Source organism: Streptomyces djakartensis, assembly GCF_014651075.1.
Taxonomy (GTDB): domain Bacteria; phylum Actinomycetota; class Actinomycetes; order Streptomycetales; family Streptomycetaceae; genus Streptomyces; species Streptomyces djakartensis.
The window spans coordinates 1-17554 of record NZ_BMWE01000034.1 but is presented as its reverse complement, the minus strand read 5'-3'; the positions used below and the strand labels follow the sequence as shown (position 1 = coordinate 17554).

At 68.2% G+C, this 17554-nt stretch carries 13 protein-coding genes and 3 pseudogenes; 13 read left to right on the top strand and 3 right to left on the bottom strand.

The features are described from left to right. Window positions 1-24: 24 nt before the first annotated feature. Entirely contained in the window at window positions 25-807 is a 783-nt protein-coding gene (locus IE212_RS32990; protein ID WP_190201668.1) for an MBL fold metallo-hydrolase, read from the bottom strand. 92 nt (window positions 808-899) lie between these two features. Between IE212_RS32990 and IE212_RS32985 the strand changes: the two genes are divergently transcribed. From IE212_RS32985 to IE212_RS32970, 5 genes are all read left to right on the top strand, one after another. After that, on the top strand, window positions 900-1844 hold the full coding sequence (locus tag IE212_RS32985) for a helix-turn-helix domain-containing protein (protein WP_190201667.1): 945 nt from the start codon (window positions 900-902) through the stop codon (window positions 1842-1844). 362 nt (window positions 1845-2206) lie between these two features. After that, a complete protein-coding gene (locus IE212_RS32980; RefSeq protein WP_190201666.1) occupies window positions 2207-3448 on the top strand; it encodes a helix-turn-helix domain-containing protein in 1242 nt (413 codons plus the stop codon). Between the two features lie 197 nt (window positions 3449-3645). Beyond that, window positions 3646-4323, top strand: coding sequence for an NB-ARC domain-containing protein (locus tag IE212_RS35255; RefSeq protein ID WP_229864684.1), 678 nt, complete (start codon window positions 3646-3648; stop codon window positions 4321-4323). Window positions 4324-4363: 40 nt separating this feature from the next. Next, window positions 4364-6367: a WD40 repeat domain-containing protein gene (locus tag IE212_RS32975; protein WP_229864683.1), complete on the top strand. Its 2004-nt coding sequence runs from the start codon at window positions 4364-4366 to the stop codon at window positions 6365-6367. A 24-nt stretch (window positions 6368-6391) separates the two neighbouring features. Further along, window positions 6392-7156 carry a Ku protein gene (locus IE212_RS32970; RefSeq protein ID WP_190201689.1) on the top strand — a complete coding sequence of 255 codons (765 nt, stop codon included), beginning with the start codon at window positions 6392-6394 and terminating at the stop codon, window positions 7154-7156. Here the strand turns inward: IE212_RS32970 and IE212_RS32965 are convergent. After that, window positions 7153-7491: a DUF6233 domain-containing protein gene (locus tag IE212_RS32965; RefSeq protein ID WP_190201665.1), complete on the bottom strand. Its 339-nt coding sequence runs from the start codon at window positions 7489-7491 to the stop codon at window positions 7153-7155. The two genes, IE212_RS32970 and IE212_RS32965, sit on opposite strands and share 4 nt — an antisense overlap. Window positions 7492-7549: 58 nt before the next feature. On the opposite strand from IE212_RS32965, the gene IE212_RS32960 reads away from it, so the two are divergent. The 8 genes and pseudogenes from IE212_RS32960 (at window position 7550) to IE212_RS32925 (ending at window position 16995) form a co-directional block, all read left to right on the top strand. Continuing rightward, window positions 7550-7882: a hypothetical protein gene (locus IE212_RS32960; protein WP_190201664.1), complete on the top strand. Its 333-nt coding sequence runs from the start codon at window positions 7550-7552 to the stop codon at window positions 7880-7882. After that, window positions 7875-8090: a hypothetical protein gene (locus tag IE212_RS32955; RefSeq protein WP_190201663.1), complete on the top strand. Its 216-nt coding sequence runs from the start codon at window positions 7875-7877 to the stop codon at window positions 8088-8090. The genes IE212_RS32960 and IE212_RS32955 overlap by 8 nt, the downstream gene beginning before the upstream one ends. Before the next feature lie 841 nt (window positions 8091-8931). Next, window positions 8932-10107 carry a helix-turn-helix domain-containing protein gene (locus tag IE212_RS32950; protein ID WP_190201662.1) on the top strand — a complete coding sequence of 392 codons (1176 nt, stop codon included), beginning with the start codon at window positions 8932-8934 and terminating at the stop codon, window positions 10105-10107. Between the two features lie 215 nt (window positions 10108-10322). Further along, a pseudogene (locus IE212_RS32945) lies at window positions 10323-10819 on the top strand (lamin tail domain-containing protein). A 403-nt stretch (window positions 10820-11222) separates the two neighbouring features. Continuing rightward, window positions 11223-11758, top strand: a pseudogene (locus tag IE212_RS32940) (TniB family NTP-binding protein); the annotation flags it as partial. 1094 nt (window positions 11759-12852) lie between these two features. Then, window positions 12853-14799, top strand: coding sequence for a hypothetical protein (locus IE212_RS32935; RefSeq protein WP_190201661.1), 1947 nt, complete (start codon window positions 12853-12855; stop codon window positions 14797-14799). An 870-nt stretch (window positions 14800-15669) separates the two neighbouring features. Then, window positions 15670-15939, top strand: coding sequence for a hypothetical protein (locus IE212_RS32930; RefSeq protein ID WP_190201660.1), 270 nt, complete (start codon window positions 15670-15672; stop codon window positions 15937-15939). 12 nt (window positions 15940-15951) lie between these two features. Continuing rightward, window positions 15952-16995, top strand: a complete 1044-nt coding sequence (locus tag IE212_RS32925) for a helix-turn-helix domain-containing protein (RefSeq protein WP_190201659.1) — start codon at window positions 15952-15954, stop codon at window positions 16993-16995. 342 nt (window positions 16996-17337) lie between these two features. Here the strand turns inward: IE212_RS32925 and IE212_RS32920 are convergent. Beyond that, window positions 17338-17554 (bottom strand): annotated as a pseudogene (locus IE212_RS32920) (DUF2252 family protein); the annotation flags it as partial.

The window sequence follows — 17554 nt, the reverse complement described above, 5'->3', positions numbered from 1 at the left end:
TTCTTTCACTAGAGGGGGCGATGGTCAGGCGTTGTCGGTACTGAAGAGGTACTGGTTGCCGATGTCGATCAGGAACGCACCGCCGAAGCCGCGATGACGCGCCGTGATGGCCTGCTTGTACGCCTCGCCGTCGTCGCCGAGCAGCTCGGCCGCATCAGCGAGGTAGCGGCGCAGCTGGTCAAAGACCTCGGGGCCGGCAGGCAGGCCGTGGCCAGGCAGGACGGTGCCGTAGGCGGGGTCGGCGGCGAGCTCATCGACGGCCTTGATCCAACCGGGAATGTCGTTGTTACCCAGGAAGAGGTGGGTGGCGTGGTAAACGAGGTCCTGGGCAACCAGCACCCCATGCTCGGGAAGCTTGATCACCAGCTCGTCGGCGGCCTCGCCGCCACTGTGGCTCTCGAAGACGAACGGCACGCCGTCGATGACCTGCGTGCCCGGTACGACCTCCACGGTCGGCGTCATGTCCGCGACCGGGATCACCGCGCCCGTCGGGTCCTGGCCGTCGCCCTGGGCGGCGATCTGCTCGCGTACCGCGGCCAGCGCGTGCACGGGGGCGCCAAAGCGGGCGGCGCCGTGGAAGTGGTCCGGGTGGGCGTGGGTGATGATCACCCGGTCCAGTGGCTTGCCCAGGCCGCGCGCGTAGGCGACGACCTCGTCGGCGTAGGCCAGGGCGTACTGGGCGTCCACGGCGATCAGTCGCGCCGGAGTCTCGATCAGCTGAGTGGTGACGTTGAGGCTGTCATCGGGGGCCATGTAGCTGTGGATGCGCACCGTGCCCCTGTCGATGACCGTCATGGTGCCGTTCATGGTCTGCGTCCTTCTGGTGGGTCGAGGTCCTTGTTCGTACTCGCCTTCCACTGTCCGGGTAAAACCACAGGCCAGCGAGGTACGGTGGAGACGTGTCATGGTCAGAAACGGACAGGAGGGGCAGCGATAGAAGCCATGCCCCCGAGCCTGCGGGCGGGGAGGCCATCCCCGGGTTCGGCTTCAACCCGCCCAGCGCCCCGGTTCCCGGCATCGAGATCACCGACCTGTCCGCGCTGCACCGCAGGGTCGCCGACGGCAGCCTGCAACGGGTCCACCGCGCCGACTTCCACTCCCTCACCCTGATCACCCAGGGCAGTGCCGAGCACACCATCGACTTCGTTGCCTACCCGTGCCGGCCCGGCACCCTGCTGTGGGTCCGCCCCGGCCAGGTGCAACGCTTTGCCGAGCCCGGCCGGATGAACGGCACGCACCTGCTGTTCACCCCCGCCTTCCCCGAGGCGACGACGGATGCCAGCCGCCTCGCCGACGACTGGTCCGCCCCCAACTGCTGGCAACTGGGCACCAGCAGCGACTACGCCGCCACCTCCGCCCTGCTCGCCCGACTCCATGCCGAATACCGTCGCCCCGACGGCGCCTCCCGCGAGATCCTGCGCCTGCTGCTGGCCGCACTGCTACTGCACATCGACCGCCTCCCCCGCCAAGGCGCGCCCGCCGACCCCCACGCCGGCGGCGAGGTCTACGCCCGCTTCCACGCCGAACTGGAACGCTCCTACGCCACCACCCGGCGTGCCGAGGACTACGCCGACCGCCTCGGCTACACCGTCAAGACCCTCACCCGTGCCTGCCAGGCAGCCACCGGACGATCTGTCAAACACGTCATCGACACCCGCGTCACGCTCCAGGCGCAGCGGCTTCTCGCGCACACCGACGAACCCGTCGCCACCATCGCACGCCGCCTCGGTTTCTCCGAACCCACCAACTTCGGCAAGTTCTTCACCCGCCACACCGGCGCCAGCCCTGGCGACTTCCGTCGCGCCCAGCAGGCCATCGCCGCACCTCCGGGCGAAGACAACTGACCCGCTGCGCACGGATCTGTCCGAACTGTGACCAACCCCCGTCCCGCCGCAGGGAATCCGTTCGGATCCGATGGTGATCGCCGGCAGGGCTTGCCGACAGCGAGGGCTCGATCCTCCGTGCGGAAGGGCCCCTCGGTGGCGAACTTGGTGTACACGTGGGTCTCGACCAGCCAGCAGTCCACTGCCCGGCACAACCTTGTCCTGGACGAGGCCAAATCGAGAACCCGGTCCGGGCCAGACCCGGCCAAGGTCGCGCGCCGCAGGCCTCCCCGGCGGAGGCCCCGGCAGAAGCGCGGTCTGTGGCCCGGAGTCTGGGGCCCCGCACCGCCTCTCATGGCCTGACGGCCGGCGACGAACTCCTGATGGAGCTAGCCAAGGACATCCAGGACGGTGCCCGCGACCTCGCGCGGCTCCTGCCGGCCTCCGACGGAGAAGAACCCCTGCGCCGCATCGCCCAGCTGCACGAGCAGCTCGACGGCCTGACGGCGGCGGTCGTCGGCCGGGCCCGCTACCGGCGCCTGACCTGGTCCGCCATCAGCTCCACCCTGCGCATCAGCGAGGACACCGCCCGCCACCGCTACACCGAGCGGTACATCCTGCGGCGCCTCGCCCGCTTCAACCGCTCCGAGACACCTCTCACCTCGCTCGCCGGCCTCTTCAACAACCCGGTCGCCCCTGCCGCCGACTCCCCCGAGGGGCCTGCCGGCAGTGATGCCGTGGGCGAGTCACGCGACTCAGGCTCCGAACGTGGCGACGGCTCCGATCAATCCGTACCGGTCGAATCATCCGGAGCGGCGTACAACCGTCTCGCGCCGATCCTGTCCATGCTGATCCGCACCGCCCAGCTCACCAACAAGGAAGTCAGCGGCCGCATCGGATGCTCAGCCTCCTACCTGTCGCGCATCCTCTCTGGGGAACGCGTGCCGACCTGGGCCCTCACCCGGAAAGTCGCCCGGACCTGCGGCGCCGACCCAGAAGTGCTACGGACCGTCTGGGAATCCGAGAAACTCAGCGAGAAGAACCGCGAACCCGCCGTGACACCGGACGAGGCCCCCATGCCCGCCGCCGAACGGCTCCGCACCGCCGTGCACACCCTGCACCTGCGCGCGGGACGACCCGCACCAAACGACATCGCCGTCGCCAGCGGCTGGCTCCTCAGCGCCGGCGCCGTCGCCTCCATCCTCGAAGCCACAGTGCTGCCCCACCACGACCTGCTTGAGGCCTTCGTGCGTGTCCTAGGCGGCGACGTCGACCGCTTCAAGCAACTGCTCGATGCCGCTCGCCGCGAGGCGACCGAAGGTGCGGCATTACTTCGCCCCTCCTCCTCGCATTCCGCCACGGCAGCCGCCACCGGGCCAAGCACCACCGCCGAGTCAGACGCAGACCCCCACCCCACCGGTCCAGACGCCGTCATGGAGACCTTCAGCGAGGTGCTCCTCGAAGAGCAGACCGTCGAAGACGGCCGCGCCCGGCTCCTCGCCAAACAACAAGCCCACGCCCGACCGCCAGGCGGCCACCAGCCCCGCCTACCGACGACGACTGTCGAGGCACTGCGTCACCGCCCCCCAACCCATCACATCTTGCCGCTCCGAGCTGGGTCGTAGCATCGCGCCCATCGCTCGTGACACAGCCCCGGCACGGCCGAGTCCGCCACAGGCGGCCGCATCTCCACATATCTGGTGGGCAACGCGGTACCGGCTCGAGTCGAACGATCTTCCGAAAGACTGAGGCGCTTTTCTTTCGCGGCCGGGTTGGGTGAACTGAGGTAGGGGGCGGGCGTCGGGCGAGAGGATGCGCGACTATGGGGTTGCGGGGGCGCTGGGGCGGGCGGGCGGCGATCGCTTTGTGTGTGGGGGCCGGGGTGTGGTTGCTGGTGACGGCGCTGCGCGACGGCTGGGGTCGTGCAGACCCGGTGGCCAGCGTATTCGGCTCCGTGGCAGGGTTGGCCGCTTTGGTGCTTGCCTTAAGGGCGATTCCTGCGCCCCGACCGCCCGTCCCTCGGCCGGTGCCGCCGGAGGTGCCGGAGTGGTGGGTTGACCGGGATGAGGCTGACGCAGTCGTCCGGGCCGTGCGTCGAAGGACCCGTCGGTGGCGGAGCGGTGGTTCAGTAGCGATTACCGCTGGGCTGCACGGGGCGGGGGGCTTCGGCAAGACCACTCTGGCGAAGTACGTTGCCGCGCAGCGGTCGGTGCAGCGACGCTTCCCTGGTGGTGTTCATCTGGTCACGATCGGGCGGGACGTGCGGGGGCCTGCGGCTGTCGCAGCGAAGGTCGCTGAGGAGACCCGTCTGATCACCGGTGACACCGTGGAGACTGGATCGGATCCCGAGCGTGCCGGAAACCACCTCGGCAGTCTACTCGCGCAGCGCCCACGCACGCTCCTGGTGATCGACGATGTGTGGGAGCACGAGCAGCTCGCCCCGTTCTTACGCGGAGCACCGCATTCCTGCGTGCGGCTGGTCACCACCCGCAAAACCTGAAGTGCTTCCGCGGGGAGCGGTTCGGATCGAAGTCGACCGTATGACCGAACAGCAGGCTCAGCGTCTGCTCACTGACCGCCTGCCTGCTGTACCCCAATGGGATGTGATGCAGGCGCTGGTGAAAGCGACTGGGCACTGGGCGCTCCTGCTGGGCATCGCCAACAAATTCATCGCCGAACAGGTGGCGACCGGCGCCGACCCCACCACAGCGGCGAGGGCTCTCCTGGAGCGGTTGCGCGCGGGCGGGCCAGCCGCTCAGGACCCCGACGCCACCCTCGACCTCAGCGACCCCGATCGCCGTAACACCGCCGTCAGGGCCAGCATCAAGGCCTCCACCACTCTCCTCCAACCCGACGACGCTGAGGCGCGCTTCGCTGAACTGGGCATCTTCGCCGAGGACGAGGCAGTACCCATGGCTCTGGTCGTGGTCCTGTGGCAGGCCACCAGCGGCCGGGAGGAGACGGCCACGCGGTCACTGTGCAAACAGATGGCCGACCTATCGCTGCTTCACATCGATAAGACGGTGCCTGGTGGAACCCTCACTCTCCACGACGTTGTCCGCGATTACCTGCGCGCCCAACTCGGCATCGCTGGACTGCAGGCCGCCAACGCCGCCCTGCTCGACTCCCTGGCCCCCACCCTGCCGCCCGCCGACGACGGCGTGGCGTGGTGGCAGACCACCATTGGCTACCTTCAGGACCACCTCATCGAGCACCTTCTTGATGCCGGACTCACCGTCCAGGCACAAGCGACAGCAGAGGACTTTCGGTGGATCCGCGCACGGCTGCACCAGCGAGGCCCCACCGCCCCCTGGCGCGATCTCGACCGCATCGGCCCCCCGGCCCGCTCACTGGCTCGGCAATTGTCCCGCGCTGCACACCTACTGGCCCCCACCAACCCGCCTCACGCCCTCGACGCGATCCTGCGCAGCCGCATTACCGACGCCCCCAACTGGCCGACCACTTCGCTGCCCGGCGATCCACCCGCCCTCATCAACCGCTGGCCGCCCCCCGACCTGCCCGACCCAGCCTTGCTACGCACTCTGACCAACCACACCAGCGTGGTCAATGGAGTGGCGTTCAGCCCGGACGGTGCCGCGCTCGCCACCACCGGCGGCGATGGGACCGTGCGAATCTGGGACCCCACCACCGGCCAAGAACTACACACTCTGACCGGCCACACCAACGGAGTGACTGCCGTGGCGATGAGCCCGGACGGCTCCTCGCTCGCCACCACCAATGTCTATCGGTCAGTGCAGATATGGGACCCGACCACTGGCCAAGAACTACGCACCCTGACCGGCCACACCAACGAGGTGACTTCCGCGGCGTTCAGCCCAGACGGCTCCTCGCTCGCCACCACCAGCTTTGATGGGAGCGTGCGAATCTGGAACCCTGCCACCGGCCAAGAACTACGCACCCTGACTGGCCACACCAACGGAGTGACTGCCGTGGCGATGAGCCCGGACGGCTCCTCGCTCGCCACCACCAGCAACGACCAAACCGTGCGAATCTGGGACCTTGCAATCCTTGAGGTGCCGCAGACGTCCAGCGCCCACACCGGCCCCGCGTGTGCGGTGGTAGTCAGCTCAGACGGTGCATGGCTCGCCACCAGTGGTTTTGATGAGACCGTGTGGATCTGGGAGCCAGTGTCAGACCGGGAACTACGCGCCCTGACGGGCCACACCAGCGAAGTGACTGCTATGGCGTTCAGCCCAGACGGCACCTGGCTCGCCACCGCTGGCTTCGATCGGAAAGTGCGAATCTGGGACCCCGCCCGCGGCCGCGAACTACGCACCCTCACCGGCCACACCAACGGAGTGACTGCCGTAGCGTTCAGCCCAGACGGCACCTGGCTCGCCACCACCAGCAACGACCAAACCGCGCGAATCTGGAGCCCCGCGACCGGCATGGTGCTGACCATGATGCGTACCAACAGCAGATTGTTCTCCTGTGCCTGGACTCCTGATGGGCATGCCCTGCTTGTGGGTGGTCTTGAAGGTCTTTTCGGTTACCGCCTTTTCCAAGGCTCTCCTGGCATGTGAGCCGCTGCAGCGGCCCGCCGGCGGCTGCTGCGGGCCAAACGACGTGCAGGGGTTGACAGGCAAGGGAGTATTCCTCGACCCCGAGCGGGACAGCCGCACATCAACTCCCCGCCAGACCTGCCGCTGCCGACGGCGAAAGCGATCGAGATCGTCGCGTTCGTGCCCCTGGAATCCGTCGACCCTCTGAAGATCGGCGAGGGTTATTACCTGACGCCGAGCGGGCAGGTCGCTGCGAAACCGTACGAGCTGCCCCGGCTGGCCTTGGCCCGGTCCAGCAAGGCGGCCGTCGCGAAGTACGCCTGGAGCGGCAGGGAGAGGTTGGGCCTGCTCAGGATGCGGGACGACACGATCGTTTTGCACGCCATGCGCTGGGCCGACGAGATCAGGTCGCCGGAAGAACTGCTGCCGCCTCCGGTCGAGCTGAGTGACGAGGAGATCGACGGCGCGCTCGCGCTCATGGACAGCATGACCCGTGAGGGCCTTGAGGGTGAGGAGTCCCAGGACGCCTACACCGAGGCCCTTGAGCAGATCATCGAGGCCAAGCGGGAGGACCGCGAGCCGCCGAAACTTCAGGAGCCGGAGTCGAAGCCAGGGCAGATCGTGGACCTGATGTCCGCCCTGAACGAGTCTGTGCAGCAGGCCCGGGCTTCACGCGGCGAGAACGCCGACGTGCACGAGATGCCGAAGAAGGCCGCGAAGAAGCAGCCGGCCAAGAAGACGGCGGCGAAGAAGACCACGCCTAAGGCTGCGACCAAGAAGACCTCCGGGCGCCGGCCGCGCAGCGCCTAGTCCACGATGCCGAGCGCCGTGTCCGGCCTGCACTTCGTACACGCCGGCACCTGATGGCGTAGCGCGTCGATGGCCTGCGTCCTGATCGCAGGTCTCGACCGCTTGCCCGGGTCCCAGCACTCACCGGTGTGTACGGCGACGATGTTGTTGCGGTCCAGGCCGCGCTCGATCAGCCACTCGGGCGCACGTGGGCGCCGCTCTTCGCCGACGCGCTGCTCGGACTCGCGGCGCTGTTCGTCGGCGATCCACATGCGGGTGCGGGCCAGGTCGCGCTCCTGCACGCGCTCCAGGAAACGGAGCAGCGCGAGGCGCGACGCCACCCCGGAATCGTTCATGCGTTCTATTCTATGATCGTGGCGCCACACAGCCCACACCCCACCCCGCGGAGCAGGCATGAACCACGAGGAGGCCGCCCGCAAACTCGGCGTCGACCCGGCCTCCCTCTCCCCTGCCCCGTCCGCGCCCCGCTTCGCCCAGACGTGGGCACGGATGCAGCAGGAGCCGCCCTGCTCCGCCTGCGGCCGACCGTCCCGCACGAGCAGCGTGATCCACGGCCAGGACCACGTGCCCTGCTGGTTCGACCGATGCCGCGAGTGCTTCCTCGCGACAGCGCCGACGCTGCGCGTGCCGCCGACGCGGTTCCTCGAGGAACTGCGCGAGGTCGCGGCCGGCGCGCGGCTGCCGCTGCGGACCTATACCGACGAGGGCGGGTGGGACGGTGAGTGACGTGGACGAGGAGCGCTTCCACCTCATCCTGACGGCGGAGGGTCGGCCGGTGATGCACGGCTGGTGGGGCAAGAGGCCCACGGCCGAGCATCAGTTCCGCTCGTGGATCGGCTCATGGGGCAGCATCGACGGCGCCCGGATCGTGCTGACCGAGCGCGCCGACGACGACGGCGAGCGGGTGCTCGCGAGCTGGCCGGAGGACTCGTAGGTCAGCCGCCGGCCACGAGTTCCGGGTGGCGTGCGGCCTTCTTCACGTCCGCCTCCACCTGGTGGCGTGGCGTGCAAGAGTGAGCTGCGGCAGCTGAGCAAGGCGGAGCTGTACCAGTGGGCTGCCGAGTACGACATCGCTGGCCGCTCCAAGATGAGGAGCCCTCGGGCTCGATCACGAATAACCAGCCCTCGTGTTCGCCAGCCCGAAGGACGGGGCCGTAACCGGCGAGTAGGCCTGGCTCGGTCACGATCGCGTAGTTCCTCGTGGCCGAACCGGAACGCCCCGTATCCGCGGAAATTTCAACTCGCGGTCGCCGGCTATCGGTCGCGGCGTCGCTGTCGGGCTTGGATCTTCCGTCGTGTGTGCGGTGCCGGCACTACGCCTCTTCGTGACCGGGACGGCGTATGAGTCAGCCGCATCGTTGGGACGGCTGTCAGCTCAGGGTTCCGACAGAGCTTCCTTGTTCACTATCGGGTTGAGGGCTCTGGTCACGGTCACGGAGACCAGAGCCCTCTTCCGAGCTGGCTGTGTCCAACCGCAAGAGGCGGGCCGTCTCACGGAATGGTGATGTGGTTCAGCAGCCAGGTGAGGGTGGCCCGAGCAGCGCCGGAACAGGTGCCGGCGATGGCCGCAGCGAGCATCGCGGAGCGGCTGCGGCGCGATTTTGCGCGAGCGGCCGGGGGGCGGCGGGTAGCAGACATATGCTTTTACTCCCGTGACGGACTGTGCCCAGTCGGGCCGTTTCGGTGAGGTCTTGCGTCAAGGCTGGCGCGGGACGGGGGAGTTGCGGCAAGCGTCACGCGTTGCCATTTGGCGGCGACACTGAACAGGGGTGGGCATGAGCGGACTGGACCCGCTGGGGGACGACATCCGACCCGAGGTCAGGGAGCTGGCCGAGACGCTACGGATGCTGTTCGCCTCGCTGGAGATTTCCCTGCGCCGCTACGCCGTCCGCGCCCACAGCGATCCGGGGACCGTCTCGCGTTACCTCAACGGCAAGAGGGTGCCGCCCTGGTCGTTTGTGACGGGTCTGCTCACCCATGTGGCCGACCACCGGGGTGAGCCGGTTACCGCCGAGGCGAGAAGCAGCCTGCGCATGCTGCACGGCAAGGCCGTAGCGGCCAGCACGCGCAATCACCGAGTCCAAGAACTTCAGCAACTGCTCCAAGAACAGGACCAGCACGTCCGCGACAGCCAGGCCGGCGAGCAGAGGCTGGAAGAGGAGTTGCTCAAGCTGCAACGCCGTTTCCACGTGGTGGAGACGGAGCTACGAGCCCTCGAAGCTGCCCGGGCGAGCGATTGCGAAGAACATCGCGGCGCAATGGATCAGGCCCGGGCAGAGCAGGCGCGGCTGCGCGCCGAACGCGACAGCCTGCGCCAAGAGATCACCAGTCTGCGCACGCAACTGGCCGACGCTCAGCAGGCCACCACCCTCGCCGAAGAGCACTGCGCCCGCCTGGAGCGGCTGCTGGACGCAGCCGAACACGGCTCGCCCCAGCCGCCTCAACCAGCGAGGGCTTCGCAGCACCCTGTCCAGGACCCATCGCAGAAGTCCGGGAGCTCCGCTCTGCCCCTGTCCTCGCCGAGCCCCGATGTCAACGGATCTCTCATCGGATCGCTGGTCAAGGCCGGCATCGGAATTCCGCTGACGTCCGCAGTCCCGGCCGTGGCCGGAGTGGGAGGCGTCTCATTCAGCCAGCTTCTGCCGGTCCCGAACCCTGCCAGCCTGGCGCTGGTCTTCTGCAGCGTGCTGGTGAGCACCGCCATCTTCTGTTGCCTACTGGCAGTGCCCGGTCTCGGCATGCTGGTGAGCCTTGTGCGCGCCGACCGGCGAGATCGCATCCCCCGGCTGCTCACCCGCCTGCTGCTGGGCGCATGTGTTCTCACCTTCGTTCTCGGCTCGATCGACCCGGCGTGGCTGGGGCCGCTCGGGGACTGGGCCAGAGCTCTGGACACCGCCAAGGCGTCTTCCGACTCGTTCTGCGTGCTCGGCCCCTACAAGTACTGGTGCTGACCTGGCCACCGCAGCGGTGCGCCCTTGTAACGAGCACTGTGCCATCGCGGCCGCCGCGCTCCTGGGTCCGTGCGCACGCTCACATCGCCGACGCCTTTCAGCGGTTGCATCAACGACGGAGACCTTCACACTCTCTCCACTGAGCCATCACCTGATGTTCATTCTTTGGGTAAGCTCCGGGGCGCGCCATTCGTACCAATGAGGGGGGTTTCCACATGCGCATCCGCCACGCTCTGGTCGCTGCCGCTGTCACCGTCGGCGCGCTCGCCGCCGTCACCGCAGCCCCGGCCCAGGCCGCCGAGTACTCTTCGGCCCTGAAACTCAGGGGCATCCAGTACGACGCCCCGGGCCGGGACGACAACCGGTGCTCCGGTGACAACACCAAGAACGAGTATCTGACGATCAGGAACTACTCGCGCAGCACGACGGTGAACCTGAAGGGCTACGTCGTCAAGGACGCGGCTGGCAACAAGTTCACCTTCACCGCCAGCCACACCCTCCAACCCGGTGACTACGTCAAGCTGCGCGGCGGCATGGGCACCGACTCCGACGCGGGCAACGTCGTCTACCGCCAGAACTGCAACTTCATGTGGAACAACGACAAGGACACAGTCTACTTCTACAAGCTGTCCGGCGCCCGCGCCGATGTGCACTCCTACACCAGTCCGGCAACGACCGCGACGGCAACGGGTACATCACCTTCCACGGCTGACCACGAACTGGATGAGATAGAGGCGAGGGCCGTCTACATGCCCCGCAGCCGGCCCTCAAACGGTTCTGGTGCGGCACGGGGCCGCGCCTCACACCAGTTCGCGTCGTACCGTGCATCAGGGGGCCGCCCCGTCGAAGGGAACGTGTCTGCCCACCTACCGGCAGCCGATGGGCGGGCAGACAGTCATTTGACGCTGTGGTCAGCGCGCACGGTGTGATGCTCCATAGGCATCGCGCTGGCGCAGCACGGCCACGTCCTGTGCGGAAGCAGGCCAGGCCTGAATGAGGTACCACTCGGTGACCTCTTCCGGCGTCAGGTCGACTGCGGTGTCGCGGCCGCGGGCGTGGATGCGCAGCCGGTAGTCGCCAGGGCCGTTGAAGGACAGGACGGGGAGTTCTTCGTCCAGACCCAGATCACCGACGCCGTCTGCGCCACCTACACCCAAGCCGGCGTCCAACTCGTCCTCATCGACGAAATCCACCGCCTCAACCCCGGCACCACCACCGGCGCCCAAACCGCCGACCTACTCAAAGACCTCACCGAACGCCTGCCCGCCACGTTCGTCTACGCCGGCATCAACGTCACCGACACCCCCCTGTTCACCGGCACCCGCGGCGCCCAACTAGCCGGACGCGCCACCCTCGTCACCTGCGGCCCCCTCCCCGCCCGCCACGGCACCCGCCACCCCTTCCGCGACGTCATCACCGACATCGAAAACGCCCTCGACCTCCACCACCACAAAACCGGCACCCTCCCCCGGCACGCCCCCTACCTCCACCAGCGCACCGCCGGCCGCATCGGATCCCTCACCCGACTCATCCGCCAAGCCGCCATCACCGCCATCCACACGGCACCGAACGCATCACCAAAACCACCCTCGACGCCGTACAACTCGACCACCTCGCCGAACAACACAGACGCCCCACCCACAACCGCTAACCCACCCACCGAACAGCAAAACAACGCTGACTAGCGAAAACACCAACCGAGTCTTTACGCGCTAGGACTACCTACAACCCACCTCAGCCACACTCCACACACCACACACAAGTCCAGCTCACACACCCCGCCCACCCCAGCCGAACCGCCCACCCGGCCTCTCAACGAACCCACAACACCCCAGGCCAACAAACACACGGCCCACCAACAAACCCCCCTCCGAGCGTTACCAGCGCACCGCCGGCCGCATCGGATCCCTCACCCGCCTCATCGAGGCCGTCAGTGGCGCCCTGCACGCGGGAGGGAAGCCGCACCCTGACACCGGGGGACGAGGAACGCGCTGATCGCGCGCGGAGTGGCGGCAGCAGCGCGGACCAGGAGGAACGGGAGCTTCGGCTTGGTGCATGGAGCGGGAACCAGCGCAGCCGCGCCGCAACGCTGTCTCCAGAACGGATCGAGCAGATGGACGGCCACGTCCAGGAGCTGGCGCCTCATGACAGGCCTGTAGCAGCGGGTCAGCCGCCTGCACCTCGATTCGGGGCCTGACATGGCTGCCCATTTCCTTCCCGTTCCGCTAATGCGGCTACCTTGAGAACAGGAATTCGGTTTGATGGCCATATGCATGGTTGGAGGGCTTACGCGCTGATCGCGTGCGCGGCCGTATGCGGGGCAGCGGCGGTGTGCTTGGTGGCAGTCGCGATCTTCATGGATCTTGCGGTGGCCGATCGGCTTGGCAGCGTGATGGGCGCCTTCGCTGGCCTCGTGGGCTTGACGATCTCAGTGTGGGCGCTCGCCGGTTCGGGACGCCGAGCCGTAGAGGCCGACGATGGTGCCCTGGCGTCCGGCGGCCACGTGGGGCGCGTCATCGTCGGCAATCACAACGAGGTGACGCACCAATCGGCGTCACACCCTAGTCCGCCTGCGGGCGGCAGTGTGCGCGCCTCAGGAGGCGGTAGCACTGCTGCCGCGGGGAACATCGGTGAGGTCATCACCGGAGACGGGAACCGTACGTGAGCCCCTCGCCGGTATGGCCACGTCGGGCTCATGACATCCCGAACGACGATGGGCAGCAGTCCTCAGCTTCAGGTAACCGGGTGCAGGCAAGCAAGGACTCGGTAGCAGCAGGCCGAGACGTCGGCGCGGTCATCACCGGTGACAACAACACCATCACGGTCCTGCCTACCGCTCAGTCGGCCAGCGCACCGGACCAAAAAGCACTCGTTACACGCCTCATCAGCGAGTGCCACCCACTTGATCTCGAAGTGCATCACGCGATCCGCGTCGCCACTGAAGAGAGTGAGTTACCCGCCTACGTGCAGCGGGAGCACGACACTCACCTGCAGCACATCGTGCGTGCCGCACAGGGCGGCAAAAGCCAGCTATGCGTGCTGGTAGGCGAATCCTCCACTGGCAAGACCCGTGCAGCGTGGGAAGCCATTCAGATCCTTACCGTCGATGAGTGGCGGCTCTGGCATCCCTTCGACCCCACCCGAGCCGACGCAGCACTGGCTGGCCTGGCCGCAGTAGGGCCAAAAACCGTGGTCTGGCTGAACGAGGCACAGCACTACCTGGCCCCTCCCGGGGTCGGAGAGAGGATCGCCGCGGCCCTGCGCACCCTGCTGGCCGACACTCACCGCGCTCCGATCCTCGTTCTGGGCACTCTGTGGCCCCTGCACTGGGATCATCTGACCTCTTTGCCGATTCCACTAGGAGAAGATCCGCAGGAGCAAAGCCGTCAGCTGCTTACGGGACGGCAAATCCATGTGCCTGACGCCTTCACCGCGCAAGAACTCGTCGCCGTTCACAGTGCGGCACAGGCGGACGAGCGTCTCGCACAAGCGCTGGCGGGGGCGGCCGACCGCCGCATCACCCAGTTCCTCGCCGGTGCTCCGGCGTTGCTAGACCGGTACAAGCTGGCGCGCGCGGGTGCCCGCGCGCTCCTCCACGTCGCCATGGACGCACGACGTCTGGGATGTGGCATAGACCTACCCGCAGCTTTCTTGGAAGAAGCGGCCATGGACTACTTTTCAGCGTCAGAGCTCAACTCCTTGGACGACGACTGGTTCGAACAGGCCCTCACCTATACGGGGCGCACCGCACACGGCAACACAGCCCTGTTGCGGCGCACACGGCGCAGAGCAGGGACCGAAGGCGAGGAGTCCTTTCGACTGGCCGACTACATGGAGCAGCACGGCCGCCGGACGCGTGGTCAGATATGCCCCCCGGCCTCTTTCTGGGACGCTGCCCTGCGGCACCTGCCACGACGCACCGATGTCAGCGCTCTGGAGTCAGCCGCTTCAGCCCGATGGCGGCTGCGCTACGCCCGCCTCCTGGCAGAACGCGCCCATCAACTGCCCCCGCCCTCCCCCGCCCTCGGTCTCGACGTGCGTCTCCAGGCATATGACGCGCTCGACGACAGCGACAGCTGGCCGGTGGACCATCTGACCTGCAGGGCCCTGGCAGACCTTGCCTTCATGGCCGTTGAAGCAGCCGACTACGAGCAGGCAGCCGCCCTGGCCCTGGAGGCCGCCGAATGCTGCCAGCCCGACGCCCTCGCCGACATCGCGCTTCAGCACGAGAAGGCCGGTCTGACTGTGGAGGCATCCGAATTGGCTCACCACGCGGCAGCCTATGGCGCACCCGCCTGCCTGGGCCGTCTGGCCATGATGCGTGAAGAAGCGGCCCTCTTCGAACAGGCGGAGTACTACGCACGGGCCGCCGCGGAGTACGGGCTCACAAACACACTGGCTGACCTGGCAAAACACCGCGAGGCAGCCGGAGACACAGATCGCGCCGAAGAACTCTGGGAAGCCGCTGCAACCTACGGACACCCCGAAGCACTCGCAAGCATCGCCCGCTTCCGATACGAATCACGCGACATCGAAGAAGCAGCCCGCATCGCCCGCGAAGCGCTCGACCACGGAGACGCCGCCTACCCCTACCACGGCACCGAGCCCATATGGCGAAAGCTATGGCCGCACGGCATCGAACCCGACGGCACCCCCACCCCCCACCACAACGACGCCTGCCCACACAGCTAGTAACCAGCTGGCAGCGCCTACGTATGGGCAGCGAAGCGGTGGAGCTGCCAGCTTCTCTTGCCGAAGGGGCGAGCTGCGGATCGTCCGACGTGCCCGCCGTCGTGGACATCGGCGCCGCCGAGTCCGCTGCGTGCGCTGTCGGGGTGTTGTCGCATCACTTCGGTGAGGTGACAACATCAACGTCACACGCGAGAGCGTGCACGCCGGGCGGATGGCGGGCGCCGGGCGGGGACGGCGGCAGCCACGACGGCCCGGACGGTCACGCGCCTTGGTTTATCGCTCGCAGTGTGGAGCCGCCTGGCGGCACCGGGGGCGGTGCAACGAGGCTTGGAGACGACGAAACCGGCACCGCCGAGTGGCGGTGCCGGCGTCGTGCAGGCAGATCACGCGCCAACGTAGATCTGCCGGTGTCCCTGTCAGCGTCGGTTGCAGCCAGTAGCAGTTCAAGGACTTTCGCGGGCCGGGAGCACCGGCCTCGTCGTGTTCTGGGGCCCACCATCACTCATAGACAGGGGCTGCGGCAAGCAGATCATGCACACAGACGGACTATCCGCGTGCAGCGCGCGGCCGCAGCAAGCGGCATCGCGGCCGCCGCCCTGGTTGCCCGGTCTTCGAGGGGCGAGGACAGGTGAGGTGGTGAGAACCGCTTGCTTGGACACCACAGAACCAATCAACGGGCATTACCAGCATAGGGGATGTTTCGACTGGTGATCTTTCTGCCGGAGGCGGCGCGGGGCTGGAATGATGTAGGCATGCCCGGCACGGGCGGTGACGCCAATCGCCCCTGTGCAAGAGGGGCTTGCAGCCAGTAGCAGTTCGCCCCGCCCCGGTCAGCCGCCTTGGCACCGGGGCCTGTGAAAGGACCTTCGCATGTCGAGCAACAGCCCTCGTGTGCCGCGATGCGGAACCGACCGGACGGATACTCCGTCCCGGTTCGGCGCGCCGCAGGCCTTCACCGCCGTCTCCTTCCCCGTCCTGGGTGCCGCCCTGCACATGACCGGGATGCCGCTCGAGGACGTCTTCCTGCTGCTCGGGGGATGCGGTGCTCTGGGCGCTGCGGCGGTCGTCGCGGCCGGAGGTGGCCGGCGCCGCCTGGGCGGACTGGCCGCCGCGGTGCTGCGCGCCGCGGCCGGGAAGTAGGCGGCACAGGGCATGGGGCGCAAAGAAAACCCCGTCGACCAGGGCCGGCCTGCCCGCGGCCGACTCGCCGTACACCTTCGCGGATGGCGGGACGCGGCCGGGATGAGCTACGAGACGCTGGCCCGCCGCACAGGCCTGTCGCCTGCCACGCTCAAGCGGGCGGCATCCGGGGCTGTGGTGCCCCGGCGCACCACGGTCGAGGCCTACGTCGAGGGCTGCGGCGGGGAGCAGGATGCGGTGCGGGCCGCGGACGACCTGTGGCGCCAAGCCCGCATCGAGGAACGCGGTCGGCTGGCGCAGCTGCGGGCGCCCCGCCCAGGACTCATCGGCGATGAGGGGGACTTGAGCAGGGCGCTGGAAGTGGTGTGGGAACAGGCCGGGGCGCCGAGCCTTCGGGAGATCAAGGAACGCTCAGGCAACCCGCTCGCGCTGCCGGTCAGCAGCACGGCCCGGATCGTCAACCGCGACGCCATCCCAGCCGATGAGCAGCAACTGCGGGCTTTCCTGACCGGCTGCGGCATCCCGCCCGAGCAGCACACGCCGTGGCTGAGCGCCTTCGAGAAGATCACTCGGCGCTCCCCCGCGGCCACGGCCGGCGAACTGCCCAATGAGTGGAGCCGGCTTCGCAGCCAGGCCGCGCTGCGGCGGCTGCAGCGCACGTCCTCCCGCCTGCTGACTGGTCCCTCCACGGCGCAACCCAGGCACACCTGGGGATCAAGCGACCAGCAGTGGAGGCATTTCCTGTCGCTGCTCGAGCCGGCGATGCTGGAACAGATCGTGGGCAGCGGGGTGCACAGCTACCTTGCCTCGCAGGCCGCCCGGAACGGCAAGGCCCCAGCGCAGCCGGGCTCCTGGCAGCCCGACTACTTGGTCCACCACGACGGCCAGCTCACGGTGATCGAGGTCAAGAGCACCTCCTCACCGTCTGGCCGGCCTCCGGCGGGCGGAGCGGCGGGCGTCGCACCATACAGGCCGCCCGGCAGCGGTGGCAGCCCCGCCGCGCGGGCGCACCCCCGCCCGGCCAGCCCCTCGCCTGCTCTTGCGGCAGCCACCTGACCACCCCGCCCGCACCGTCGGCGTGCCCTCGGCGCCATGGCCGAAGGCACGGGCGGCGTAACGCCGTGCCCAGCCGTCACCACGCAACGCCACTGTGCACGGCCCGGCGCACCGGGCAGGAGCTGCGGGGTGGTGCGGTAGGTGCCGCGGGTGGGAGCGGGTGTGCGTGCGGCATGGGCGGTGGCTGCTGGACGCGGATGCCGATCAGCGCTGGAGCGTCAGGATCTGCGGGGCCTGCCGGAGGTGGTGGCGGCGCGGCGGCGGTGGACGTCGGCGGAGCGGCGGGCGGTACGGGCCTGCTCCGCTGAAACAGGACAACAGGACGCGGAACCGCCAGCTGCCCGGGCCCTGCGCGGTGTCCAGGGTGAACGACGGTACCTCGTCGCTCTTGGCGCCGGTGGACAGGGCGTGGATCCGCTCGCGGTAGGCGTTTGCGTAGATCCGCACCAGCTCGGTGATCTGCTCGTCGCTGAGCGCCTTGGCGTACCCGATGAGGGCGATGGAGGCGGCGAAGCGCTTGAGGTCCCAGGTGAAGGGGCCGACGTACGCCTCGTCGAAG